Origin of the sequence: Marinobacter sediminicola (assembly GCF_031157525.1) — a bacterium.
GTDB lineage: Bacteria > Pseudomonadota > Gammaproteobacteria > Pseudomonadales > Oleiphilaceae > Marinobacter > Marinobacter sediminicola.
The window spans coordinates 44,180-66,369 of record NZ_JAVIXR010000002.1 but is presented as its reverse complement, the minus strand read 5'-3'; the positions used below and the strand labels follow the sequence as shown (position 1 = coordinate 66,369).

The following is a 22,190-nucleotide window of genomic DNA, read 5'->3' as shown; positions in this document are numbered from 1 at the left end:
GCACATATGAAATTCCCCACTGTTACCGTCATTCTGGTTTTGGCTGCTCTGGCATTTGTGCTTTGGGATCAAACCCGCGAGCAGCCACAAGCGGTTGATGCAAGCCGGTTTACCAACCTCCAGGCGAACCCCGTAAAACTCAGCACAACGGTGGATTGGCTGAATACCCAGCTGCCGTCGCTGTGTGAGCAGGCAACAGGCAAGGCAAAGGGGGCTGACGCCAATGCTGCCTGCATTAAGCAAGCAAAAACACGGACCTCAACATGCCGGCGCAGCGTTTATGACGGCTTTCCGAGCGTTGTAGCGTCAGATGCTGTTTTTCGGGATGTGTCCATTACGCTGATTAACTGCCTTGTGCAGGATGCGTCACCTTAGCACCACCGGCACTCGGTGGTACCCACCCACTGGTGCCACTTCCCGTTCTGGTGGCTCGCCGGGTATCAAATCAATTGCCTGTACTGAAGTGATTATGGTTTGCAGCGCGATGCGCAATTCCCAAGTGGCTAGCAGTCTGCCTGGGCACACGTGCTTGCCGGCTCCATAGAGCAGGTTATTCGCTGCGTTGCCTTCAGGATCAAACCGGCTGTTGTCGAAGACAGATTCATCGCGATTGGCGGATGTCCAGTTCAACTTGATTTTTGCTCCGCTCGGAATATCACGGCCACCGATGTGAACGGGGCAGGTAGTTACCCGCCGGTTGGATACGAACGGGTTGTCGAGACGAAGGATTTCATCAATGATCGCTTCTACTTCTGTATTTGAAGCGCCTCGTATCCGCTCAGCAAGCTCAGGATGTTGAACCAGATGGGCGATGAGTACGCCAACACAGAGAGCGATGGAACCCAAATCACCGCCTGTCCAGTTGCGCAGAATGGAAACCAGCTCCGCCTCTGTCAGTGGGCGCCCATTCACCGTCTCGCGGCATAGTCTTGTAGTCAGATCGTCGGGAGCACTTGCGCCAGCAGCACGCCGAGGCTGGATAACTGAACGAATAATCTCATCAAACTGCTCGGCAACATCTGCCATCAGAACGTTGTCGCCAGAGCGGGTGGCGGCATGGTTTGCTTTCATCCATGCCAGCAGTTTTGGCTCTAACTCTGCCGGCCATCCCAGCCAGGCGCACTGGGCGCGAACGGCGAACACGGCACCTATGTCGCTTACAGCATCCAGCACTTCACCCCTGGGTAGCTCCGCCACCAACTGGCGAGCGACGCGTATGAAAACCGGAACGAATGGCTCCGCCGCTTCCCGGGAGAGATACCGCTCAATCACATTTCGGTAGAGTGTGTGTTCGTTTCCATCAAGCCCGTTCGGAACTTGCAGATAGCGAGAAACCTGGCTGGAGAAACGCTCGTGGTCCAGGGCAGCAGCCAAAACGTCGGCATGCCGGAGCAGCACCCATTCGCCTTTGATGTTTCTAACAACAGGATGCTTGGGGCGCAGTTCATCGGTGTAGGCCCTCAAATCACGGCCAACTGCGGACAAATCATCCGGCATGTGGTCTGTCATGTTGACTCCTTTGCCATCAAAATAACTTGCCCTTTCAGCATAAACCCAACGGCTTGAATCAAAAATGCGAAAGGACAAGACCTGACAAAAGTTACACGGATTGCTTCAGGCCTAAGTGAGTTGGCGTCCGAAACCATCACTGCTTTTGCAGGAGCGACTTCAGTGCCAGTACCGCGGCTTTGATCTCGCGCTCGTTGGCGCTGGCAAAGCCCATTACCAATCCGGTTCGGGCTTCCTCCCCAATAAAATGAACGCTCAAGGGTGTGCTGCCAAAGCCCTTGGCCCTGAGCCTTTGGCTGATGTCGGCGTCGTCAAAATCGCCCTCCAGAACCAGATGCATTCCGGCACTCTCCGCCACGGGTGTGACCAGCTCGCCCAGCTCTTCGGACACAAGCTTTTGGAAGTACGTCCACTTCTCCTTATAGAGCTGCCTCATGCGGCGCAGGTGGCGGGTGAACTGTCCGCTTGTAATGAATTCCGCTATGGTCGCTTGAACAAGCAGTGGCGTTTCACCGCCGGTAACTCGCTTGGCCCACAGGAACGCCTCCACCATGGATTCGGGCACAACCAGATACCCAACTCGGAGGCCGGGAAGCAGGGTTTTGCTGAAACTGCCTACGTACAAAACGGGGGTGTTATCGAATAACCCCTGAATAGCGGCGAAGGGTTTGTTGTGAAAGTGGAATTCGCTGTCGTAGTCGTCTTCGACGATCCAGGTCTGATTGCGTTGTGCCCACTGAACCAACGCCATGCGCTGCGCAATATCCAGAATTCCGCCCATGGGGTATTGGTGCGTGGGGGTGCAGAACAACAGCTTGGCAGGGCCCATATCCGCAAGTGCATCCACATCCAGCACCTGGCCTTTCAATGGCACGGGCAATATCGGGTTTCCATAACGCCCCAGTGCGTAACGGGCGCCGCGATAACCCGGGTTCTCACAGAACACCCGATCACCCGCTTGAAGCAGTACATCTGCAATCAAAGACAATGCCTGCTGTGCACCGTTGGTGATTATGATTTGATGCTCGTGGCAGCGCACTCCGCGGGATTCCCGTGCATATTCTGCAACGGCTTTTCTGAGGGGTTGGTAGCCTTGAATGCAGTCGTACCCTCTGAGTAGCCTGCGGCTTTCCTGATGATGCAGGATTCGGTTCCAGCTGCGGATCGGGAAGGCATCCAGATCTGGCAGGCCCGGCTGAAAGGGCAGGTTGGCGTCTTCGCCCAGTCGCATACTGTGTCTTGGCACGATGGGCAAGGGTGGCAGTGGCTCAGCATTACTTGGCGCGTGGGAGGGCGCCTGATCAGGTGTGTTCAGGCTGGCGCGGATGTCCTCATTAACGAATACCCCTTTGCCTGGACGGCTTAGCAGAAAGCCTTCCGATTTAAGCTGGTCATAAACCGCGTTCACGGTGTTTCTGCTCACCCCAAGATCGGTTGCCAGTTGCCTGCTGGATGGCAGTTGGCTGCCGGGAAGGTAACGCTGGTTGATAATCCGCTGGGACAGCTGCCGGTACAGTTGTTGTTGAAGCGGAGTTGCAGAGTCCAAACGAATATCGTTAATCACTTTGGCTGGTCCTACTAAAAATCATAATCTGGATCTTTTGATGGTATCAGATGTTTTCTTTAATAGCGGGGTACTTAACGAAAGGAACCTATAATGTCTTTGAAGGAAACCGACCCCTCTGCCATGTCTTCCCTTTCATGTTGCCCGCGCAGCCAGGTGAAGCGGGCCGCCAAACGTGCAAGCTATGAGCGTGCGGAGGCATACGCGCTGATAGACCGTTTAAAGACGGCCCACGTTGGGTTCGTGGAAGATGGGGAGCCCAGAATTATTCCACTGACTGCGTGGCGGCTGGGGGATGATTTGTATTTGCATAGCTTGAGCGGTGGCCGCGTGTGCAAGCGGCTGGAATCCGGTGCGCAGCTGTGTATTTCTTTTGCAGTAACGGAGGAGTGGGTGATGAGTAAATCGGCCTATCACCATAGCGCAAACTACTCATCACTGGTGCTGTTCGGAAAGGCCCAGCGAGTGCTGGATGACGTTGCATTCGACGAGGCGTTCAAGGCTGTTATCAACCAGCTTTCGCCAGGGCGTTGGGAACAGGTGCGCGCGCCCAGTGTCAAGGAGCGTAAAGCAACGGCCCTGTTCCGCGTACCCATTGAAGAAGGTGCGTTTAAAAGCCGGACTGGCGGCCCTAACGAGGAGCCGGAGGATATGGCGCTGCCTGTGTGGCATGGTACGCAAGCGGTGTAGGTTTCAGTATTTCTCTAATCCGCTATATAACCTATCTTGCAAGCATGCTAAAAGATGGCCGTCTCGGTGGCGGCCTTGCTCAATAGCAAATAGCCCCTCTATTAATTCATCAGGGTTTCAGCATGTCTGATAAGTTTTTTTTCAAAGGCCGGCAGGACGCACGGCAGCATCACACGGCCTACGGCGGTTTCAAAACTAACGCCAGTCAAAAAAGCGGTAGCAAGAAGTTTCCACTGCAACTGGTTGTAACCAGTGAGGAGCGCAAGCAAGAGGTTGAGGCGCTGGTGGCTGAAGCCCAGTTGCACGCCGACATTACCGTTGATGCCCGTGAGGGTGCCGTTGAATCCATAACGGAGCTTACCGCCATCTTGAATAAGGGCGGCACTGTCACCCAGGCCAAAACGCCTTCCCGAAACGACCCCTGCAGTTGTGGCAGTGGGAAAAAATTCAAAAAGTGCTGTGCCTGATACACAGAAATCCTTATTCACCGAAAAAGGAGTGCCCATGCTTATTTGTGGTGTTGAGCTCAGTGCCAGCGACGCCGTGGTGTGTTTGCTGAATCTGGATGCGGGACAGTTCACCCTACCCGAGAGCAACGTTCGCAAGATTACCCTGAAGAAGAACCATACCCGCAAAGATCTGCAGGAATTTCAGGCGTCTTTTGCGAAATTTCTTGCAGAGCATGATGTGAAAAAAGTGGCCATCAAAGAGCGCATGCCCAAAGGCAAGTTTGCCGGTGGTGCCATTAGCTTTAAAATGGAAGCGGCCATTCAGTTGATGCCAGAGGCGGATGTTGAGGTGGAGCTGCTTTCATCTTCAACCATTAAAGCGACACTGTCTGCCAAGCCGATGCCCATTCCTTTTGCAGCGACAGGGTTGAAGGTGTTTCAGGAAGCAGCCTTTGTTGCGGCTTATGTAGGGCATCTGGCGAAGTAGTCATTGGCTTGACTCTTCGCCAGATATTTTGAGCTCTTACTGTGCGGTTGTAACGTACTTCAGAATCTCGACCACCTGCTCGGGAGTTTGCGCCCACGCCATTGCGGATGCGTCTACTTCCTTCAGCGGGTGGATAATGTCGTCGTTGTGAAGAGTAACGTAGGGCGTGCCCATAGCCGCGCAGAAGCCGGCATCAAAGGCTGCGTTCCACTGCTTGTACTTGTCACCAAAACGAATCACTGCCAAATCGCACTGCTCCAGCAGCGTTTTGGTGCGAATGCCGTTTACTTTGGATGACTGGTGATCACGCCAGAATGCCACTTCCGGTTTACCCAGCATGTCGCCCGCTGCATCGCTGGCTTCGTGATTGGTAACAGGCGCAGTAAATTCCACCGGCAAGCCAGCGGCTTCTGCCCCTGCCTGAATCTGCTCACGCCAATCAGTGTGAATTTCGCCAGAGAGATACACTGTCCAGATCATGGAGTTCTCCTAAGTAAAACAGGTAGGGTGGTTTGAATATGCGAGACCCTATCATAGCCCAGCACTCTACAGAATCTCAGCCCGGTTAATCCCTATCGTCATCGGTCACTTTTGCCAGCTCGGCTCGGGTCTTCAGGCGCCCCTCGCGGCGAATCTCGGCGTTCTCAAAACGCTGTCTCTGTTTGGCGTTTTCGGGAATAACGGCAGGCACATCTACAGGTTTGTCGTTCTCGTCCAGCGCCACAAAAGTGAAGAAGGCCGAGAGGATATGTCGTGTTTCGCCGGTGTAACTGTTCTCCGCCACAACCTTGGCGCCGATTTCCATAGATGAGCCCCAACTGCGATTCAGAGCTAAACTGAACAGCAAGGTGTCGTTGCCTTTCGCGGGGGCGCGAAAATGGATGGAATCCACTGCAGCGGTCACACAAACACAGGTGGAATGGCGCTCGGCCACCACCAGTGCCAGGCGGTCGCATTTTGCCATGATCATGCCACCGAACACAGTTTCGTGAGAGTTCATGTCATTGGGGAAAACCTTGTACACGTGCTTCTCAATGGCAGAAGCGGATACGGGCTTGGGTGGCTTGTCAGGCATAAGATCCTTTCTCGATAATGGTATTAAGCTAAGGTTTATAGTGAGGCTACTCATAAGGGTACTACACCCTTTACGAAAGCGCGGGGCTGAGCTTGTATTTCCAGTGTTTGCGCCAATCATATATAGCCAGAGAGCAATTTTTAATCAGATGCGAGGAGTTCAATGGACTTCAAAGACTATTACGCCGTGCTTGGTGTGAGCGAGTCTGCCTCCCCCGAGGAAATCAAAAAATCCTACCGAAAGCTGGCACGAAAGTATCATCCGGATGTCAGTAAAGAGGACAACGCCGATGAGAAGTTCAAAGACCTTGGCGAAGCCTACGAAGTACTGAAAGACCCGGAAAAACGCGCGGAATACGACCAGCTTCGAAAATACGGTGCGCAGGCTGATGGATCTTTCCAGCCGCCTCCCGGATGGCAGAGTGCCTCAGGGTTTGGTGGTGGTGGATACACCGATGCAGATTCACGGCAATTCAGCGATTTTTTTGAGCAGATGTTTGGCGGTGGGTCTGGCCCTGGTGCTGGCGGTTTCCGGCAGAGCATGCGGATGCGTGGTGAGGACGTACATGCACGGTTAGCGCTGTTCCTTGAGGAGGTGTTCAATGGAACCGAAAAGCAGGTTTCCTTTGCGGTGCATGAAGCCGACGAGCATGGCCGTGTTATAGCGCGACAGAAAACACTGAAGGTGAAAATCCCCGCTGGAATGCGCGAAGGCCAGCATTTGCGCCTGAAAGGCCAAGGGTCTCCGGGCTCTGGTGGTGCTGCGCCAGGTGACTTGCTGATAGAGATTGAATTGGCGCCGCACCCATTATTCAGTGTGGAGGGGCGGGATGTGGTTGTGACCGTGCCGGTGGCACCATGGGAGGCAGCACTGGGTGCGACCATCACCGTACCGACTGTGGGCTCAAAGGTGAATGTGAAGGTACCCAAGGGAACCTCATCCGGGCGCAAGCTCCGCCTCAAAGGCAAGGGGCTACCGGGCAAACATCCAGGTGATCAGATTGTTGTGCTGCAAATCGCAATACCGGAGCAGCACTCTGCAGAAGCAGAAAAGCTATACGAGCAACTTGCAGAGGCCGAGAAGGCATTCAACCCACGCAGCAAACTCCATCTGTGAAGGGGAGAGTAAAGGATGAGTGATAGAAACAGTATTCTGACCGTTGAAGTAATGGATGAAAATGGCAGCACCTTTACCCTTCACGAAGTATGCGAACGAGGTGAGTGTCACGCTGAGTTTGTCATCAAACTGGTGAACTACGGCATTATTGCACCGCTAGAACCGGCTGCAGAGGCGCGCCAATGGTTGTTTGATGTGGCAGCACTCGCCCGGCTGCATAAAGCCAGACGCTTGCAGCGGGACTTGAAGATGAATCTGCCGGGCCTTGCGATGTCACTGGAGCTTCTTGATGAGGTTCAGGACATGCGCCGCGAGGTGGCGCGTCTTAGCCGTCAGTTGCAGCAACTGACGGACGAGTAATGTGATGCGTTGCTAAACCCCGGGTTATCGGTTTTCGTCGAGCGCCTTGATCTCGGCGTAAATCTTTTCTGCCTCCTCCGTTAGGGTGCCGTGGCTCCTCAGATCCCCATTACGCTGCGCATGCAGCGCTTTCTCCAGCTTTGCTTCGTACGCCTTCTGTAGTTTTTTCTTCGGATCGCCCTTTAGAAATCCCAACATCATCTCTCCTCACTTTTTGGTCAGTGGTCATAACGTTACGCAGGTTCTGTCTGAAAGTTCATAAGTTTTTTGAGTCTTTTTCTGGACAAGCTGCTAGGTTGGGATTAAATTCCCAAATACATTCTTGGGAATTTAATCCCAATTCATCGCGATGTATTACAGAGCAGCATTGGCCGTTGTCGGTCCGGGAGAAAAGCAATGAAGCGGAACACACTCTATTCAGCAATTAAAATGACCATCGCAGGCGCGGTTCTGGGATCTTTGGCAGCGTGCGGTGGCGGTTCTGATTCGGGCACAACGACTGCCGGTTCTAATGGCAGCAGCATGGGCCCGGTTTCCGGATTTGGTAGCGTGTACGTTAACGGCACACATTTTCAGATTAATAATGCGCAGTACCGAGGCGACGACGGCATAGAGCGGGAGACGCAGCTGGAAAAAGGCATGATTCTGAAGGTAACCGGCACCTGGGGGCGCGATGGCGAGGGCGAGGCGCAGTATATTTATTACGACGACACCCTGCGTGGCCCGGTTGACTCAATTACCTGGGATGAATTAACGAAAACCGGCGTTATTGTCGTCGCCAAACAAAGTATAGCGATCAACAACCGCACAGTGTTTAAAGGCGCAACGCCAGTGGAACTAAAAGCCGGCGTGGAGAGCACCACGGATAATTATCATGTTCGCATCAGTGGTTATCGCTTGGCCAATGGCGAGTTTCAGGCAAGTTTTGTGGGTGTGATGGACGCTAGTGCGCCTTGGCCATATGGGCGTTATGAAGTGGAGGTAGAGGGCGCTGTTTCAAACCTTGGCGTAGATACTTTTGAAATAAATGGTCTGGTTGTTAACTACCAGTCAGCAACGTTTGATGGCGGTACTGCGGAAGATCTTGCAGACGGTGTGATCGTTGAAGTTGAAGGCAAGCTGGAGAATGGCAAGCTGACCGCTGTCGAGATTGAATTCGAAGACGATATATTCGAAGAGGATGAAGACGTCGAAATTTCCGGGGCGATTACCTCGGCTTACGATTCAGAAACCGGGCAGTTCTACCTTAACGGAACACTTATTCAGCTCACCGACGATACTGACTTTGATGATGATATTACCGTTGAGCAGCTTACTGAGGGCGCGGAAATCAAAGTAGAGGGTGAATACCGCAACGGGATCATCGTTGCCGAAGAAATTGAAACCCGTGATGGCGATGCCCAACTGTCTGGCTTTATCGAAAGTAAAGAGCAGGGTGGGGAAGTCTTGATGGTCAGCGGTGTGCGGGTCACATTAACTGAAATCACATTGATTGAAGACGAAGACACCGAAGACGCTCAAGAATCTGTCGTTATGCGCAACCAGGATCTTGAAGGCCTGAACCTTGGCGATTATCTCGAAATTGAAGGTCGGGAAACGGCGGAAAACGGCGGCGGTTTGATTGCTTTTTATATTGAGCGTGATGACGGCGGTGAGTTGGAATTGGAAGGCAAAATCAGCAGCCTCACCGATACAACGGTCACCGTTATGGGGCTGGAACTTCAGACTGATCTTGACCTGGCTGGCTTCCAGGTAGGCGACGACGTTGAAATTGATTTTGAAGAAGTGAACGGTCAGTACCGCATCGTAAAGATTGAAGCCGACGATTAAACGCGTGTATCACCAATAGCAAACCGGGCCAGACCAACTGATAACACAGAAGGTCTGGCCTGTCGCTAAAAATGGGAATATAATCCCAATCATGAAAGAAGCCCTCTCCAACTCATTGCACCAGGCCCTGTTCCGCATTCTGCGACCTCTTGCGAGGTTGTTGCTGCGCAACGGCATTCCCTATGGTGAGTTTGCCGAACTGGTCAAGCGAGCTTATGTGGAAGCAGCGCTGGAGGACTTCCCGGGTGAACGGCGCAAGCCTACCGATTCGGGTGCGGCGGTTATGACGGGGTTAACGCGCAAAGAAGTTAAACGTCAGCGGGAGATTCTTGCGGGCCAGCACATAGGGAAATCTGAAGTGCTGCATGCCAACCGGGCATCTCGCGTAGTGTCTGGTTGGGTGCATGATGCCAAGTTTCAGAGCGCTGCAGGAGAGCCCGCTATATTGCCTTTTGATGGGGCATTGAGTTTTAGCGAACTGGCAAAAAAGTACAGTGGAGATATGCCCCCGCGTTCTGTGCTGGATGAGCTGTTAAGGGTTGGGGTGGTGTCTGTAGATAGTGACACCGGCAATTTGACTCTTACGCGCAGAGCTTATGTGCCGGTCGGAGACAGTCAGGAAATGCTCCAGATCTTTGGTGAGGATGTATCAGACCTTATAGCGACGGTGGATCATAACCTGGTCTGCAACGCTGGCAGTCAACGGCCGTTGTTCCAGCGCACGCTGACGTATAACAACATTCCACCGGAAGTGATGGAGGCTTGGCGCGCGCAGGCGGCAGAGCAATCCCAGAAAATGCTGGAGCAGTTGGACTCCTGGCTGGGTCCAAAAGACCGCGATGTCTCGGGCAACCAGGCAGCGGACTCACCTCAGGACTCCTATAGAACAGGCGTCAGTGTTTTCATTTTTGAAGAAGTTACTGTTGCAGAAACATCTCCACTCGGCTCTAAAAGTGAGAGGGCTTTATGAATTCCAGCAGCCAGCCTAAGTTTGTGTGTCGCTGGGAGCCTACCGAGCTTGCCAGCACTATATTGTCTTCTCCAAGTCGTGAAGTCGTCAGGCATTGGATCAGTGCGCTTGGATTTCTTGATGAAAATCTGCACCCGGTGCTGCTGTCGATGAATCATCTGAAAGAACCTTCGTTCAGCCAGCTGGTGCAGGCGGTTAATCCCGGGCTTTCCTCTTCTGTGGTTCTAAACGAGCTGCTACGAAAAGGCGTGGTTGAGCAGCTGGATAGCGGGCAAATTCTTCTCAGGCGCAGTACCTATATACAGGATGTGCCCAGCTTTGAGGTTTCGCCTGGAATCAGACGCCAAAAGTATAGACCCGGCGAGAACGCGGGGCGGCGGTACAGCGATGATACTTGATAAGGCGTCCGAAATTGTGATGCAACAGGCCTTTCCAAAATGGTGAGCACAATGAAACCGATATCCCGCAAACGTTTATTGACTGCACTGGCGGCTCTCTTGACTCTCGGGCTGTTCTCCGCCTGTGGTAGTGAGTTTAAAGTAGCGGATGGTGGCATTCGCGGCACCGGGTCCAGCGTGGGGCCGGTATCGGGGTTTGGTAGTGTTTTTGTGAATGGTGTGAAGTTCTCTACTGATGGCAGTGTGCGCAGTGATGACGGTATCAGCACCGAGAGGCAGCTTCATGAGGGAATGATCCTACGAGTTGAAGGTGAGTGGCGAGCTGACTCCACAGGCCGTGCCGAATCAGTTGAGTATGATGACAGTTTGCGCGGATCGGTAGTCATTGTTGAAGCTTGGAACCATGCTTCAAAAACTGCCGAGATCAGCATTCTTGGACAGACAGTCCGAATTGACTCACGAACAGTTGTGAAAGGAAAAGTGATCGAAGATCTTGTGACGGGTGACTTTGCGAGAATGTCTGGATGGAGGATGCCTAACGGCGATTTTCGGGCCAGCTATCTTGGGCTCCGCGCGCACCAAAATGTAAATGATTTCGATGATTTCAATGAAGTAGAGCTGGAGGGGCATATATCTGATTTGAACACCAGTCAGATGACCTTTGTCATCGGTACTCAGCTTGTCAACTATAGGAATGCGGAATTCAAAGGTATCGACGGTGCTGCGCTCGCTAATTCACTGGTGGTTGAGGTTGAGGGTAACTTGAGCCGTGATGGTGTTTTGCAGGCCAATGAAATAGAGCCGAATGATTTCCGGCGCTACCGTCAAAGCATGGAGACGGATATCGAGTTTGTAGGGCCTGTCACCAGCCCATTTGAAGAGGCCAGCAGCACCTTCACGATTAACGGGTTAACCGTCGAAGTGACGAGTGAAACTGAGTTTGATGACGGTATTCAGCGCAGCGATCTGGTTCAGGGGGCACTGATTCAGGTAGAGGGCAACTTCGTTTCTGATGGAGTTGTAAAGGCAGATGAAATCACCCTGCGTGAGGCGGATGTAGAGATTGAGGGCGGCAAAACCTCCGCGATAGATTACGAGAACAGTCAGTTGTATGTAGGTGGTGTTTTGGTGCAGCTCACGTCTCTGACGATTATCACTGGCGATGAGGAGCAACGTCTCAAGCTGTTGGATCTTGAAGCGGACTTGGTTCTAGAGGTTGAGGGAATCGAGCGCAGGGACAGTGAAGGCAGAGTCTTCCTTGAGGCAATTAAGATTGAACAAGACGATGAAACGCCTGATTTGGAATTCGAACTCTCGGGGCGAGTTACGGCGATTGTAGGGAACGACATCCGTATTCTTGGTGTAGATATGCGTCTTGATGATGCGACTGAATACGATGGGACTTCTAAGGCGGGCCTTAAGGAAAAAGTAGATCTGGGTGAGAACCCGATGGTAGAAGTAGAGTACGAGGCGCGCTCTGGCGCTTACTTTATTGTCGAAATTAAACTGGACGAGGCTGACTGAATTTTGAATTTCGGCGCCCCGGAAAACCGCCGGGGCGCCCCTCTTGAACCCCACCTGTTTTACCCTCTCCAACAAATCCCTGCATAAAGAAGTCCCCCTTTGTCGTCGGCTTTGCTACAACTGTTATAAAGAAGCATCTAAATGACAAAAATAAAGATACCCCGCTCGCCGGAGTAGCATGTTGAGGGATTGGTGTATGGCCTCTCGTTTCTTGAAAAATTTGTTCACCAGCAGGCTGTTTCGGCCAGTGTTTATTGTTCTGGTGGTGGCTGGACTGGCACAGGTTTTTATCAGTCAGTGGTTGATCACAAATCAGGTTGAGCGCTTGATAGACACCGCCGGCTCCGCACTTGAAACCAGCAGCGATCAGCTCAGTGAATCCTTTGAAGCTACCCGCGACGATGTTCGCCTGCGCTTGCAAGCCATGCGCGAAGAAAGTGTAAGGGAGCTGTCTGAAGAACTAACCCTCCAGCAGAGCCAGCAGCAGGAACGCGTGGCGGAGAATGTCCGCAATGCTGTTATGGCAGAGGCGCAAGGGCTGGCAGATGTACTGGCGGCGGTTGCTGCACCACTGATCTGGGACAGGGATATTCCACGGTTGACCGAGCTCGTGGAACTGGCAGACGCCCGGGAGTCTGTGCTCTTCGCTATCTATTTTGACCAGTACGGTAAACGCATGACCCGCTACGTTGATCGTACCGATGAACGGGTGCTCGCTCTGATGGAACAAGGTGACGGGGGCGGTGCGGCCAATCGGGTGTTGGACGCTGCAAGCCGTGATCCGAATGTTGTCATTATAACGGCAGACATCAAACCAAAAGGTTCGGCGATTGGGCAGCTGAAAATCGGGTTGGCATTGGATGGTATTAATCGCGACCTTGCGTCTTTAAAAGCAGAGTTCAGTGCTGCCCTTGCCAGCAGCATTGATGCCTCTAGGAAAACCCTTGAGGCTGAAACCGATCAGGTTAACCAGAGGCTTCAGCAGCAACTGACAGATATTGGAGCCGGCGCGCAATCCCATATCAGCAAGACAGTTGATGCCCTTCGCCGCGAAGCAGCAGGCTTGTCGTCGAGCCTGACACTGGTTGCGGTTAGCTCTATGGTTGTTCTTCTGATTCTGGTGGCAGCGGTGCTTGGAGGGAGCGTGTTGCCGAGGGTTCTGCGCCTGAATTCCGCCATCCGCGGCATTGCCGATGGGGAGGCAGACCTGACTCGCCGGGTGAACCTGAAAGGCAATGATGAGCTGACGGAGATGGCTCGAGGTGTTAACCAGTTTATTGCCCGCATTCAGGAGTTGGTTACCGATGTTAAAAATTCGGCGGAGGTCGCTGTCGGAAAGGCTCGGGCACAGGGTGAGGTCAGCCGGGATGCGGTTGCAGCAGTCAGTACACAGCAGCAGGAAGTTGTGGACGTATCTGAAACCATGGCGGCCATGTCCCACAGCATTGAGGGAGTTGCACAGAATATTCAGGAAGTAGCCGGAGCAGTACGAAGTGTTAGCGCTGAGAGTGATGCAACAGCGGCTATCTCCCGGGATGTCCTTAAGCGCCTCGACGATGTCGTGCTAAATGTACAGCGGGCCGTGGAAGCCGTCAGTGCACTGGATAAGCAAAGCACACAAATTACGTCGGTTTTGTCGGTAATAGGCGCCATTGCGGAGCAGACCAACTTACTGGCACTTAACGCGGCGATAGAAGCAGCCAGAGCGGGTGAGTCGGGCCGTGGGTTTGCTGTTGTTGCCGATGAGGTGAGAACTCTGGCAAGCCGAACTCAAGCATCCACTACCGAAATTGAAGCCATCATTGCGCAACTGCAGCAGGGCAGCAAACAGGCCGTATCGGTGATTGGCAAAGTATCAGAGCAGGTTGTGGAATCGTCTGCGGAGTTCCGCCGCGCCGATGAGCATTTTGACCAGATCAATCAGCTACTCAGTAGCTTGCAGGAACAGGCGCTGAACATCGCATCTGTGGCAGGGCAAGAGGGCCAGCAAGCACAAAGGGTGAGTGTAAGTGTGGAAGGTATTGCGCATACAGCTGAGGTAACTGTGGAAGCCATCCAGCGTTCCGATACGGCCAGTCTTGAAATCAGCGAACTACTGGTGGCCCTTCAGAGCAATGCATCCCAGTTCCGTGTTTAACGGAACCGGGGGCATTTTCAATGATGCATCAGGTGCAAAGCCGCGCACGCGCGCTTTGATATTCTTGCTTCAACCTTGATACCAGAGCCTCTACGCTGACCACATCGGTAATCTGGCTCACACCCTGGCCGGCGGACCAAACGGTCTTCCAGGCTTTGGCTTCATCATCCATTGGTTTCAGTTTTTCACCGTAATTGATTTCACCCGGCTGGTTTAGTTTGGCCATATCGAATCCGGCGGCTTCCAGGCTTTGCCTCATGAAACTGGCCGGCACACCGGAAACCGCCGGGGTATGAATAATATCGCTGGATTCCGACTCGATAATCATGTCGCGGTAGGCATCGTCGGCGTTTGATTCAGTGGTGTTGATAAAGCGCGTACCCATGTAGGCCAAATCTGCGCCCAAGGCTTGAGCCGCCAATATATCTTCACCGTGGGAAAGCCCACCGGCGAGCAAAACCGTGCCATCAAACACCTCCCGGATTTCGTGAACCAGAACAAACGGGTTGGTGGTGCCCGCATGACCACCGGCACCGGCAGATACCGCAATAACACCATCCACTCCAGCCTCGGCAGCTTTACGAGCATGCTTCTGATTGGTTACATCGTGGAACACCACGCCGCCATAGCTATGCACGGCCTCTACCACCTGGCTGGCAGCCCCTAGCGAGGTAATGATGATGGGCACCTGGTGCTTTACACAAAGTTCCAGATCGGCCTGCCAGCGAGGGTTGGAGCGATGTACAATCAGGTTGACTGCATAAGGAGCAATATTGGCATCCGGCTGTGCGTCGTTCAGTTTGCCGAGGCCTTCGTTCATCTGAACCAGCCACTCTTCAAAGCCTTCGCTTGTGCGCTGGTTCAGAGCGGGGAAGCTCCCAACAATGCCCTCTCGACAGCACGCAAGTGCCAGTTCAGGGCCGGATATCAGAAACATGGGGGCGGCAATGAGTGGCAGGCTTAAAGAATCCGCACGGAAGGCTGGAAGTGGCATGAGATCTCCTTAATTTATATTGGAACTTATGTAGGATATAGAGGATCTTAGCCTGCCTGAGTGATTGTGGGAATGTTCGCCTGCTAACAATTATCAGGTTACCTCTGCAAAATAAAAGGAGTTAAACATGGGTGAAGCAAAACGTCGTAAAGAAACCGGTGCACCGCCACCCCGGCAAACCCAGTCGAAAAAGCCGCTGGTTATTGTGGTGAGTGTGTTGGCTCTGGCTGCGATTGTTACTGGTGCCTTTTTCCTGACAGCCGCCCCGACGCCAAACTCAGATGAGTTGCCTGTTGCTGCGCCTAACGCGGAAGCCTTCCCGGCGGAGTTGGATCAGTATGGTGTTTCTGTCGGTGCGGACGACGCTCCGGTGGTTGTGCGTGAGTTTGCGGATTATCAGTGCCCGGCCTGCGGCCTGTTTGCGCCAGCCAGCCAGCGTTTGAAGCAGGAATATGTGGAGGCAGGGAAAGTCCGTTTTGTGTATTTCGACCTTCCCTTGCAACAGCACCAGAATGCGTTTCCAGCAGCCCAGGCTGCCCGCTGCGCCGGCGATCAGGGCGCATACTGGGAGATGCATGAACGCCTTTATGATTCACAAAGCGAATGGAGTGGCTCCAACGACCCGGTGGCCACCTTTGCGCGTTATGGTAAGGATCTTGGGCTTGAAGAGCGCCGTTTACGCCGTTGCATGACAACCGAGTTGCACCGGGAAGTGATCGAAGCGAGCCGTCGCGCAGCCATGCAACTGCAAGTGACCAGTACGCCCACCGTACTGGTGGATAACATTCGCCTGACTCGCCCGGGTTGGGGCCAGCTTTCTGCGATTGTTGAGCGGGAGCTCGCCAACGCTGAAAAGTAACTGCCTGATGCTGGCTTCGGCCAGCCCTGACTTGAACAAAAGCCTGAGTGGGTTAGAATCTTCGCCCTCTCTGGCTTGAACCTTCCAGATAAATACATTGATGCTCCGGATTTACGATCCGGCCTGCAGGAGATTCCCCATGAGCAACAACGTTGTTGTGTGCGCGCTCTATAAGTTCGCCGTTCTGAATGATTACAAAACCCTTCGCCACCCACTGCTGGATATCATGCACGCTAACGGTGTGCACGGCACTCTGTTGCTGGCCCGTGAAGGTATTAATGGCACCATCGCCGGAAGCCGGAGCGGGATTGATGCTGTACAAACCTGGCTGAACGCAGATGATCGCTTTGACGGTATTGATTACAAAGAGTCCTACGTAGATATTCAGCCCTTCAAACGTACCAAAGTGAAACTCAAAAAAGAGATTGTCACCATGGGCGTTGATGGCATCGACCCGAAGCGAATTGTGGGCACCTACGTGGAGCCGGCTGAATGGAACGCGTTGATTTCAGATCCGGATGTGCTTCTTGTAGACACCCGCAACCAGTACGAAGTGGAAATTGGTACTTTCGAGCACGCCATTAACCCCGCCACGGACACCTTTCGCGAGTTCCCGGAATACGTGAAGCAGAACCTCGACCCGGCAAAGCATAAAAAAGTGGCCATGTTCTGCACCGGTGGCATTCGTTGTGAAAAGTCCACGGCTTACCTGAGAGAGCAGGGTTTTGAAGAGGTTTATCACCTTAAAGGCGGCATTTTAAAGTATCTGGAAGATGTGCCGGAAGAGCAGAGCCTCTGGAAAGGTGAATGTTTTGTATTTGACGACCGGGTGACGGTCAATCATCGTTTGGAGCGCGGCGGTTATGACCAGTGTCATGCCTGCCGTCGGCCGATTACCGAGGCTGATAAAGAGCACCCGAACTATGCACAAGGCGTGAGCTGCCACAGGTGTATTGATTCCCTGAGTGACGAGCAGAAGGCACGCTTCGCGGAGCGAGAGCTTCAGATGCGACTGGCCGAGGCTCGGGGAGAGGCACATGTGGGTGGCGACGCCGCTCGGGTAATTGCCGAACGCAAAGCGCGCAAGAAGTCAGAACGGGAGCGCCAGGCCAAAAAAAGCTTGAAAGGTGAGCGTTCAAACGCCCCCGCTCCTTAATATTTGTTCATGCGCCTGAACTGACTATTCAAGGAGATTTCATGAGTTTTAAGAAAACCGTTGCCGTTATTGCCATCACAGCTGCGCCACTGGCCTACGGCCAGGATGCCAAAAACTGGGAAGGCGAGGCAGAGCTCGGTGTGCTTATGACTTCTGGTAATACCGAAGAAACCAACATCAACGGGCGCCTTGGGTTGGTGCATGAGGTAATAGACTGGCGCAATATTGCTGATTTCAGCTCTAACTACTCTGAATCCCAAAACGAAACCACAGGTGCCGATCAAACCACAGCCGAGAAGTATAAGGCAGCCTTGGAAACCAATTACAAGTTTGATGAAAGCCAGTATTGGTTTTTGCGCGGCACTTATGAGAAAGATCGCTTTTCCGGCTATGATTTCGAATCCACGGCTACTACCGGTTATGGAAACCGGGTTTGGCAGCGGGGTGAGCGTTCGTTCCTCGATCTCTCGGCCGGTGCTGGTTACCGATATAACAAGCTGGAAGTATTGAACGCCGACGGCGAAGACGTCGAGAAAGAGGCCATTGCGAGGCTGGCGGCTCAATTCAACTACGCGCTCTCAGAGAATGCGCTGTTTCACCAAAAGCTGAGCACGGAAATCGGACTCGATGAGAACAACGTGATCAGCCAGTCAGAAACGGCTATCAAGGCCAACCTGGTCGGCAACTTGTCAATGAAAGCAGCCTATCGGTTGAAGCACGTTTCCGATGCGCCTGCGGGTGTAGAGTCCACAGATACCGAAACGGCGATCACCTTGCTTTACGGCTTCTGAGGCAGGCTCAGCCTGATTACACCTTGTTTCTGAGCCCCAGCTCATCCGGGTAGGGGCTCAGGTACTGTTGCAGTTTCAGATAATCTGCCGGTTCCCTGCGTTGTGCCATTCGCAGTAATGTCATGGGCACAATCAGCGGCACTTCGCCGCGACCGTACGCGTTAATTTGTTCTATCAGAACCTTGCGATCTTCACCCTCCATGGCATCTCTCAGATAGCCCATCAGATGCTGCATCACGTTTATATGTGAGCCGCGACTTACCTTACCGGTCATGGCTTCCATAAAACCCTGGATATAGCGGGTGGCAATGGTTTCCAGAGCTTCTGATTTTAGATCGCTTAGCATTGGCCCCAGTTGCCGATAGATCTTTTCCGAGTGTGCCAGGAGCTGGAATTTGTGGCGGGTATGGAACTCGATCAGTGCTTTAGCCGTGAGGTTTTCGCCGGCAACATTTTGCATCCAGTCGTCGTAGGCAAACACACGTTCTACAAAGTTTTCCCGCAGTGCGTCATCGTTCAGCCGGCCTTCTTCCTCAACCGGCATCAGCGGGTAGGCGCGCATAAGAGCTTCAGCAAACATGCCTTGCCCGTCGCGTCGCACTACCTGGCCTTCCGGGTTGTGAACTTTGATGCGCGCCATACCGCAGCTAGGGGATTTGGCCATCAGAATGTAACCGCGCAAACTGGCCAAGTCTGGCATGATCCCGCTGGTGAAGTCCTGCATGGCACCGGTGTGGTCAGCAGTGCCTTTGGTTTCTGTCAGGCGCATGCCTTCCGGGTATTCGCGCAGATGAATGGCGGGGCGGGGGACACCCAGGCCAGCTTCCAGTTCAGGACAAATTGGACGGAATTCAAAATGCCGTGACAGCACCTCAGTGCAATAGCGAGAATGTTTGTGGCCACCATCATGACGGACTTCTTTGCCCAACAGACACGTGCTGATACCTACAGGAATGCCGCTCATGCATTTCTCCGTTTTAGTTGACGCTTCTCGCTGATTGCCAAAGTTGTAGCGTAGATCTCGCGAACATTCGAGGCAAATTGTTCAACGGAAAAGTCTTTCGAAAATGCCAGAGCTTGTTCTGAAAGTGTGTTTCTCAATTCCTCATCCTCCAGCAATTTTTTTACCTGAGCACACCATAGATCTTGTCTCTCGGGCGTTTTGAAGCCATTTATACCGTGTCGCACAACGTCGTCGATACCACTGGAACGCACCGCAACCACAGGCAAACCGGCAGCCATAGCCTCCAGAATGACCATGCCTTGAGTTTCAGATTTGGAGGCAAACAAAAAGGCGTCACCCAAACGATACCACGTTGCCATTTTCTCCGGCGGCACAGCACCAACCAATGTGATCTGATCTTCCAGTCCCAGTTCTTGAATTTTGTTTTGCAGGCGCTCTTTTTGGTGGCCTTCGCCGATCATCAGAAAGTGAAAGGGTTTAGTCGACTCCTGATGTAGCCTGCCGATGGCCTCGATCATGAAATCGATGTTTTTCTCGTTCGATAATCGCGACACGCTGACGAAAACCGTTTCATTCTTAAGGTTCAGAGTCTGTCGGAGTTCTGTGATCTCCTCATCCGTTACCGCTTGAAATCGCGTGTACTCAATGCCCGTAGGCTGCACAAAGGTGGGTGTTTTCACGCCAATCATGCGCAGATATTCCTCAGTGGAATAGGTGGGTACGATAACGCCATCGCATTTATTGGCGAAGCGTTTGATAAGAGCGTGGGATATCAAGTTGCGGAAAATAAGCCCAGGCAAGGGTACGAAGTGTGCGTAGTGCTCAAGCCGGGTGTGGTAGGTATAAATGGCCGGCACCTTCAGGCGGCGCGCCATGAACAACCCGAGCGAGCCCAGCCAGAAAGGGTGGTGCAGGTGGACTATATCTGGATGAAAGGCGCGCACACGTTTGCGGATACGACCAAGAAATATGTTGGCCAGGCGGAACTCTCGCTTCTCCCCCATGGCAAGCAATGAAGGTACCCGCAGCGCATGTTCTTCTACTACGGGTTGATCTTTGTAACGCGGTGCGACTACTAAAAGCTTGTCGCCAAGCTGCTCCAGCCCCTTTTTTAGTCGCGCAATGGAAATAGGCACGCCGCCGATGAAGGGTAGATAATTATTGGTGAACATGGCCACCCTTAAAGGTTTGTTCAGCCAGGGCGTAGGGTCCAGGTTGTAGTCGGGGTAGTAGTCCTTGCCAATGAAAATCATGGCGTAGAGTTTGATAGTGATGGCGGCAAACACTGCCACTATAAGAATGAAATTAAGGTAGCCGGCATAGAACAGTGAATACACGAAGAACCAGAGGCTTTCGAGCTGTTTGAGTATAGGGTGTTGGCCAACTTCCAGTTTTCGGAGCGTATGGCTGACCTCGCCCTCAGGGCTGACGCTGACACGCACGTAGTGGTAAAAACTGGTGTCGTTGTTCAGTATTAAGCCGCCGGCACCCCCCGTGGTGACGAACAGCGTGTTGCCCAGCTGTTTTTCAGAATACAGCGAGAGGTTGGAGGAGAACACGAATTTAATGTTGTGTTTTTCAACCATCTTCAGGAGTGCATCACGAAACTCCGGCGGCTCAAGATAATCTTCGGGCTGATCAAGCAAGGCATCTTCTACTGGCTTTAATAGCGGGTGGCCAATAAACAGGATTCGTGCCTTTGAGGTGTCTTGGCTCAGGAGATCTTCCAGCCAACGCACCTGCCACTCCCAGGGCGTTTTTCCAGTACTGTCGAGAAAGATAAGCCGGCTGTTGCCCGCTTGAATGCTATAGAAGTGCGGGCCAAAGTGGTCATAAAAGCGGAAGCTGCCAAAGTTGTCGAATTCATGGGCGCCGAATGTGAGAAGGTAAGGAATATCCAGGTGGCGGAGACTTCCATAGAGCGCGCGATACTTGTCCTCGCCGCCGCTGCTCACTGCGTTGCCGGCAGAAACCAGAAAGTCCGTTCCCGAGGTGTTTAGTTCCGGAATAATGCGATCTTCGAAAACCCCAACCGAGTTGTTGATATTTCCCAGCACAGCAAAGCTGAAGGCCTGATCGTTTGGGACGTTGCGCTGAATCTGCTCCACCTGGGCAGTATGCACGCCCGCAAAATCTTCCAGAAATACGTTCAGGTAGGTTTTGTAACCCAGGAGAAGAATGACGGTCAGCAGGCAGAGATAGAACAGTAACTTAAGTGGATTTCGAAACATTATCCGGATTTCCTGCGGCGTTTAATGAGTTCTTTCTGCAGCACGCCCAGGCCGATGAACATGCCGAGATAGATAGTTATCAGGCGCCAACTCACAATAACCAGAATCAGATGGTTTCCTGAGAGAATGCCGCTGAAGAAACTTCCGAATACACCTTCTGAAATACCCGATGCGCCCGGGGTTGGTGAGAAATACATTATAAATGTTGTCACAACCAGAAGCCCCAGCGACATCAGGTAGTCGATATCGTACCCCAGGCTATGAATCAGCAGAGCAGGGAAGCTGAACAGGCTCAGCAGGAATACCGCTGTAAATAGAACGGAAAGCACTACAAAGAGCGGCTTGCCCTGCAGGTAGTCCCCAAAACTGTGGGAAAAGCGCAGCATCTCTCGCTTAGCCTTGAACTGCCAATGCATATGGCGAGTATCGGTTATGAGTTTCCAGCGATTGAGAATCCTGAGTAGCCCACTGAAGGGCCCGATAAGCCAGCGTGTTCGGAACAGAAGAATGACGAAAAAGCCCAGATATATAAGGATGAATATTGCTAATGCCATGCCCAGATCACCTGTGATGCTCTGGCCATTAAACGCATCCAGAGTCAGCAGAAAGACGGGCGTTAGGGAGAAAATGAAAAGCACCGCCAGCACGGTCCTGATGGTGGTTGCAGCCGTGGCTCTGCCCACCGGAACCCCATGGCGGTGCAGATACCATATCTGAGCGAAGCCACCACCGGTGGCCATAGGCGTGACGTTGGAAAAGAACAAGTTGATAAAAACCAGACGGAAAATAACGGGAAAGGATAAGTGGTGGCCGAGCGCACGCAGCGTGAAATGCAAACGTAAGCCATCAGAAACGAAATACACCAGCAACAGCCCAGTGAGAGCGGTGAGGGTTTGTGGTGCAATCAACCGGATATCGAAACTGATGCTCTGCCCTGCGAACTGGTCGTACACGGCGTAAAGCCCTGCCACCGTGAGCGCGATAAAGAGCAGGCTGAACAGTGCGAGGCGTTTTGCAGAAGCTGGATGCTGATCGTTGGTATTAATGTGTTCGTTCATGGGCTGCCCGTCAAAGATGGACGGGCAG

At 52.8% G+C, this 22,190-nt stretch carries 23 protein-coding genes; 14 read left to right on the top strand and 9 right to left on the bottom strand.

Going from position 1 to position 22,190, the window contains the following annotated elements:
* The first annotated feature begins 6 nt into the window (after positions 1 to 6).
* Positions 7 to 375, top strand: a complete 369-nt coding sequence (locus RG807_RS02990; protein ID WP_309043549.1) for a hypothetical protein — start codon at positions 7 to 9, stop codon at positions 373 to 375.
* Here RG807_RS02990 and RG807_RS02985 read toward each other — a convergent pair.
* Positions 367 to 1,509, bottom strand: coding sequence for a cytochrome P450 (locus tag RG807_RS02985; protein WP_309043548.1), 1,143 nt, complete (start codon positions 1,507 to 1,509; stop codon positions 367 to 369). The two genes, RG807_RS02990 and RG807_RS02985, sit on opposite strands and share 9 nt — an antisense overlap.
* 136 nt (positions 1,510 to 1,645) lie before the next feature.
* Entirely contained in the window at positions 1,646 to 3,073 is a 1,428-nt protein-coding gene (gene pdxR / locus RG807_RS02980) for a MocR-like pyridoxine biosynthesis transcription factor PdxR (protein ID WP_309043547.1), read from the bottom strand.
* A gap of 93 nt (positions 3,074 to 3,166) precedes the next feature.
* On the opposite strand from pdxR, the gene RG807_RS02975 reads away from it, so the two are divergent.
* From RG807_RS02975 to RG807_RS02965, 3 genes are all read left to right on the top strand, one after another.
* Entirely contained in the window at positions 3,167 to 3,763 is a 597-nt protein-coding gene (locus RG807_RS02975) for a pyridoxamine 5'-phosphate oxidase family protein (protein WP_309043546.1), read from the top strand.
* A gap of 122 nt (positions 3,764 to 3,885) precedes the next feature.
* Positions 3,886 to 4,230 (top strand): PBPRA1643 family SWIM/SEC-C metal-binding motif protein, encoded by a 345-nt coding sequence (locus RG807_RS02970; protein ID WP_309043544.1) that lies wholly within the window; start codon positions 3,886 to 3,888, stop codon positions 4,228 to 4,230.
* Between the two features lie 37 nt (positions 4,231 to 4,267).
* Positions 4,268 to 4,699, top strand: a complete 432-nt coding sequence (locus RG807_RS02965; RefSeq protein ID WP_309043543.1) for a DUF3010 family protein — start codon at positions 4,268 to 4,270, stop codon at positions 4,697 to 4,699.
* A 36-nt stretch (positions 4,700 to 4,735) separates the two neighbouring features.
* On the opposite strand, the gene RG807_RS02960 is transcribed toward RG807_RS02965, so the two are convergent.
* On the bottom strand, positions 4,736 to 5,179 hold the full coding sequence (locus RG807_RS02960) for a YtoQ family protein (protein ID WP_144775306.1): 444 nt from the start codon (positions 5,177 to 5,179) through the stop codon (positions 4,736 to 4,738).
* Positions 5,180 to 5,264: 85 nt separating this feature from the next.
* Entirely contained in the window at positions 5,265 to 5,774 is a 510-nt protein-coding gene (locus RG807_RS02955) for an acyl-CoA thioesterase (protein WP_309043542.1), read from the bottom strand.
* A 162-nt stretch (positions 5,775 to 5,936) separates the two neighbouring features.
* Here RG807_RS02955 and RG807_RS02950 point away from each other — a divergent pair, with 162 nt between their 5' ends.
* Both RG807_RS02950 and RG807_RS02945 read left to right on the top strand, forming a co-directional pair.
* The gene (locus tag RG807_RS02950; RefSeq protein ID WP_309043541.1) at positions 5,937 to 6,890 is read left to right on the top strand and encodes a DnaJ C-terminal domain-containing protein; all 954 of its coding nucleotides are present in this window, start codon (positions 5,937 to 5,939) and stop codon (positions 6,888 to 6,890) included.
* A 15-nt stretch (positions 6,891 to 6,905) separates the two neighbouring features.
* A complete protein-coding gene (locus RG807_RS02945) occupies positions 6,906 to 7,250 on the top strand; it encodes a chaperone modulator CbpM (protein ID WP_309043540.1) in 345 nt (114 codons plus the stop codon).
* Positions 7,251 to 7,274: 24 nt separating this feature from the next.
* On the opposite strand, the gene RG807_RS02940 is transcribed toward RG807_RS02945, so the two are convergent.
* Positions 7,275 to 7,448 carry a DUF6435 family protein gene (locus RG807_RS02940; RefSeq protein WP_309043539.1) on the bottom strand — a complete coding sequence of 58 codons (174 nt, stop codon included), beginning with the start codon at positions 7,446 to 7,448 and terminating at the stop codon, positions 7,275 to 7,277.
* Between the two features lie 198 nt (positions 7,449 to 7,646).
* On the opposite strand from RG807_RS02940, the gene RG807_RS02935 reads away from it, so the two are divergent.
* The 5 genes from RG807_RS02935 to RG807_RS02915 all read left to right on the top strand — a co-directional run bounded on the left by RG807_RS02935 (position 7,647) and on the right by RG807_RS02915 (position 14,109).
* On the top strand, positions 7,647 to 9,080 hold the full coding sequence (locus RG807_RS02935; protein WP_309043538.1) for a DUF5666 domain-containing protein: 1,434 nt from the start codon (positions 7,647 to 7,649) through the stop codon (positions 9,078 to 9,080).
* A gap of 91 nt (positions 9,081 to 9,171) precedes the next feature.
* Positions 9,172 to 10,050, top strand: coding sequence for a DUF6502 family protein (locus RG807_RS02930; RefSeq protein WP_309043537.1), 879 nt, complete (start codon positions 9,172 to 9,174; stop codon positions 10,048 to 10,050).
* Positions 10,047 to 10,448 carry a DUF6502 family protein gene (locus RG807_RS02925; protein WP_298448741.1) on the top strand — a complete coding sequence of 134 codons (402 nt, stop codon included), beginning with the start codon at positions 10,047 to 10,049 and terminating at the stop codon, positions 10,446 to 10,448. The genes RG807_RS02930 and RG807_RS02925 overlap by 4 nt, the downstream gene beginning before the upstream one ends.
* Positions 10,449 to 10,499: 51 nt before the next feature.
* The gene (locus RG807_RS02920; RefSeq protein ID WP_309043536.1) at positions 10,500 to 11,972 is read left to right on the top strand and encodes a DUF5666 domain-containing protein; all 1,473 of its coding nucleotides are present in this window, start codon (positions 10,500 to 10,502) and stop codon (positions 11,970 to 11,972) included.
* Positions 11,973 to 12,168: 196 nt separating this feature from the next.
* A complete protein-coding gene (locus RG807_RS02915; RefSeq protein ID WP_309043535.1) occupies positions 12,169 to 14,109 on the top strand; it encodes a methyl-accepting chemotaxis protein in 1,941 nt (646 codons plus the stop codon).
* Between the two features lie 28 nt (positions 14,110 to 14,137).
* Here RG807_RS02915 and RG807_RS02910 read toward each other — a convergent pair whose 3' ends face one another.
* Positions 14,138 to 15,103, bottom strand: a complete 966-nt coding sequence (locus tag RG807_RS02910) for an NAD(P)H-dependent flavin oxidoreductase (RefSeq protein ID WP_309043534.1) — start codon at positions 15,101 to 15,103, stop codon at positions 14,138 to 14,140.
* A gap of 127 nt (positions 15,104 to 15,230) precedes the next feature.
* Here RG807_RS02910 and RG807_RS02905 point away from each other — a divergent pair, with 127 nt between their 5' ends.
* The 3 genes from RG807_RS02905 to RG807_RS02895 all read left to right on the top strand — a co-directional run bounded on the left by RG807_RS02905 (position 15,231) and on the right by RG807_RS02895 (position 17,909).
* Positions 15,231 to 15,962, top strand: coding sequence for a DsbA family protein (locus RG807_RS02905; RefSeq protein WP_309043533.1), 732 nt, complete (start codon positions 15,231 to 15,233; stop codon positions 15,960 to 15,962).
* A gap of 139 nt (positions 15,963 to 16,101) precedes the next feature.
* Entirely contained in the window at positions 16,102 to 17,118 is a 1,017-nt protein-coding gene (gene trhO, locus RG807_RS02900; RefSeq protein ID WP_309043532.1) for an oxygen-dependent tRNA uridine(34) hydroxylase TrhO, read from the top strand.
* 41 nt (positions 17,119 to 17,159) lie between these two features.
* On the top strand, positions 17,160 to 17,909 hold the full coding sequence (locus RG807_RS02895) for a DUF481 domain-containing protein (protein WP_309043531.1): 750 nt from the start codon (positions 17,160 to 17,162) through the stop codon (positions 17,907 to 17,909).
* Positions 17,910 to 17,925: 16 nt separating this feature from the next.
* Here RG807_RS02895 and RG807_RS02890 read toward each other — a convergent pair whose 3' ends face one another.
* From RG807_RS02890 to RG807_RS02880, 3 genes are read right to left on the bottom strand one after another with little or no spacing between them, the layout of a single operon-like run.
* The gene (locus RG807_RS02890; protein WP_309043530.1) at positions 17,926 to 18,873 is read right to left on the bottom strand and encodes a YbgA family protein; all 948 of its coding nucleotides are present in this window, start codon (positions 18,871 to 18,873) and stop codon (positions 17,926 to 17,928) included.
* Entirely contained in the window at positions 18,870 to 21,107 is a 2,238-nt protein-coding gene (locus RG807_RS02885) for a glycosyltransferase (RefSeq protein WP_309043894.1), read from the bottom strand. Before RG807_RS02885 ends, RG807_RS02890 begins: the two co-directional genes overlap by 4 nt.
* Positions 21,104 to 22,162 (bottom strand): lysylphosphatidylglycerol synthase transmembrane domain-containing protein, encoded by a 1,059-nt coding sequence (locus RG807_RS02880; RefSeq protein ID WP_309043529.1) that lies wholly within the window; start codon positions 22,160 to 22,162, stop codon positions 21,104 to 21,106. The genes RG807_RS02885 and RG807_RS02880 overlap by 4 nt, the downstream gene beginning before the upstream one ends.
* Positions 22,163 to 22,190: the final 28 nt, after the last annotated feature.

What these genes read in the sequence shown, in the direction of transcription:
- RG807_RS02990 (WP_309043549.1), top strand. Translation starts at nt 7, where the DNA reads ATGAAATTCCCCACTGTTACCGTCATTCTGGTTTTGGCTGCTCTGGCA.
- RG807_RS02985 (WP_309043548.1), bottom strand. Translation starts at nt 1,509, where the DNA reads ATGACAGACCACATGCCGGATGATTTGTCCGCAGTTGGCCGTGATTTG.
- RG807_RS02975 (WP_309043546.1), top strand. Translation starts at nt 3,167, where the DNA reads ATGTCTTTGAAGGAAACCGACCCCTCTGCCATGTCTTCCCTTTCATGT.
- RG807_RS02970 (WP_309043544.1), top strand. Translation starts at nt 3,886, where the DNA reads ATGTCTGATAAGTTTTTTTTCAAAGGCCGGCAGGACGCACGGCAGCAT.
- RG807_RS02965 (WP_309043543.1), top strand. Translation starts at nt 4,268, where the DNA reads ATGCTTATTTGTGGTGTTGAGCTCAGTGCCAGCGACGCCGTGGTGTGT.
- RG807_RS02960 (WP_144775306.1), bottom strand. Translation starts at nt 5,179, where the DNA reads ATGATCTGGACAGTGTATCTCTCTGGCGAAATTCACACTGATTGGCGT.
- RG807_RS02955 (WP_309043542.1), bottom strand. Translation starts at nt 5,774, where the DNA reads ATGCCTGACAAGCCACCCAAGCCCGTATCCGCTTCTGCCATTGAGAAG.
- RG807_RS02950 (WP_309043541.1), top strand. Translation starts at nt 5,937, where the DNA reads ATGGACTTCAAAGACTATTACGCCGTGCTTGGTGTGAGCGAGTCTGCC.
- RG807_RS02945 (WP_309043540.1), top strand. Translation starts at nt 6,906, where the DNA reads ATGAGTGATAGAAACAGTATTCTGACCGTTGAAGTAATGGATGAAAAT.
- RG807_RS02940 (WP_309043539.1), bottom strand. Translation starts at nt 7,448, where the DNA reads ATGTTGGGATTTCTAAAGGGCGATCCGAAGAAAAAACTACAGAAGGCG.
- RG807_RS02935 (WP_309043538.1), top strand. Translation starts at nt 7,647, where the DNA reads ATGAAGCGGAACACACTCTATTCAGCAATTAAAATGACCATCGCAGGC.
- RG807_RS02930 (WP_309043537.1), top strand. Translation starts at nt 9,172, where the DNA reads ATGAAAGAAGCCCTCTCCAACTCATTGCACCAGGCCCTGTTCCGCATT.
- RG807_RS02925 (WP_298448741.1), top strand. Translation starts at nt 10,047, where the DNA reads ATGAATTCCAGCAGCCAGCCTAAGTTTGTGTGTCGCTGGGAGCCTACC.
- RG807_RS02920 (WP_309043536.1), top strand. Translation starts at nt 10,500, where the DNA reads ATGAAACCGATATCCCGCAAACGTTTATTGACTGCACTGGCGGCTCTC.
- RG807_RS02915 (WP_309043535.1), top strand. Translation starts at nt 12,169, where the DNA reads ATGGCCTCTCGTTTCTTGAAAAATTTGTTCACCAGCAGGCTGTTTCGG.
- RG807_RS02910 (WP_309043534.1), bottom strand. Translation starts at nt 15,103, where the DNA reads ATGCCACTTCCAGCCTTCCGTGCGGATTCTTTAAGCCTGCCACTCATT.
- RG807_RS02905 (WP_309043533.1), top strand. Translation starts at nt 15,231, where the DNA reads ATGGGTGAAGCAAAACGTCGTAAAGAAACCGGTGCACCGCCACCCCGG.
- trhO (WP_309043532.1), top strand. Translation starts at nt 16,102, where the DNA reads ATGAGCAACAACGTTGTTGTGTGCGCGCTCTATAAGTTCGCCGTTCTG.
- RG807_RS02895 (WP_309043531.1), top strand. Translation starts at nt 17,160, where the DNA reads ATGAGTTTTAAGAAAACCGTTGCCGTTATTGCCATCACAGCTGCGCCA.
- RG807_RS02890 (WP_309043530.1), bottom strand. Translation starts at nt 18,873, where the DNA reads ATGAGCGGCATTCCTGTAGGTATCAGCACGTGTCTGTTGGGCAAAGAA.
- RG807_RS02880 (WP_309043529.1), bottom strand. Translation starts at nt 22,162, where the DNA reads ATGAACGAACACATTAATACCAACGATCAGCATCCAGCTTCTGCAAAA.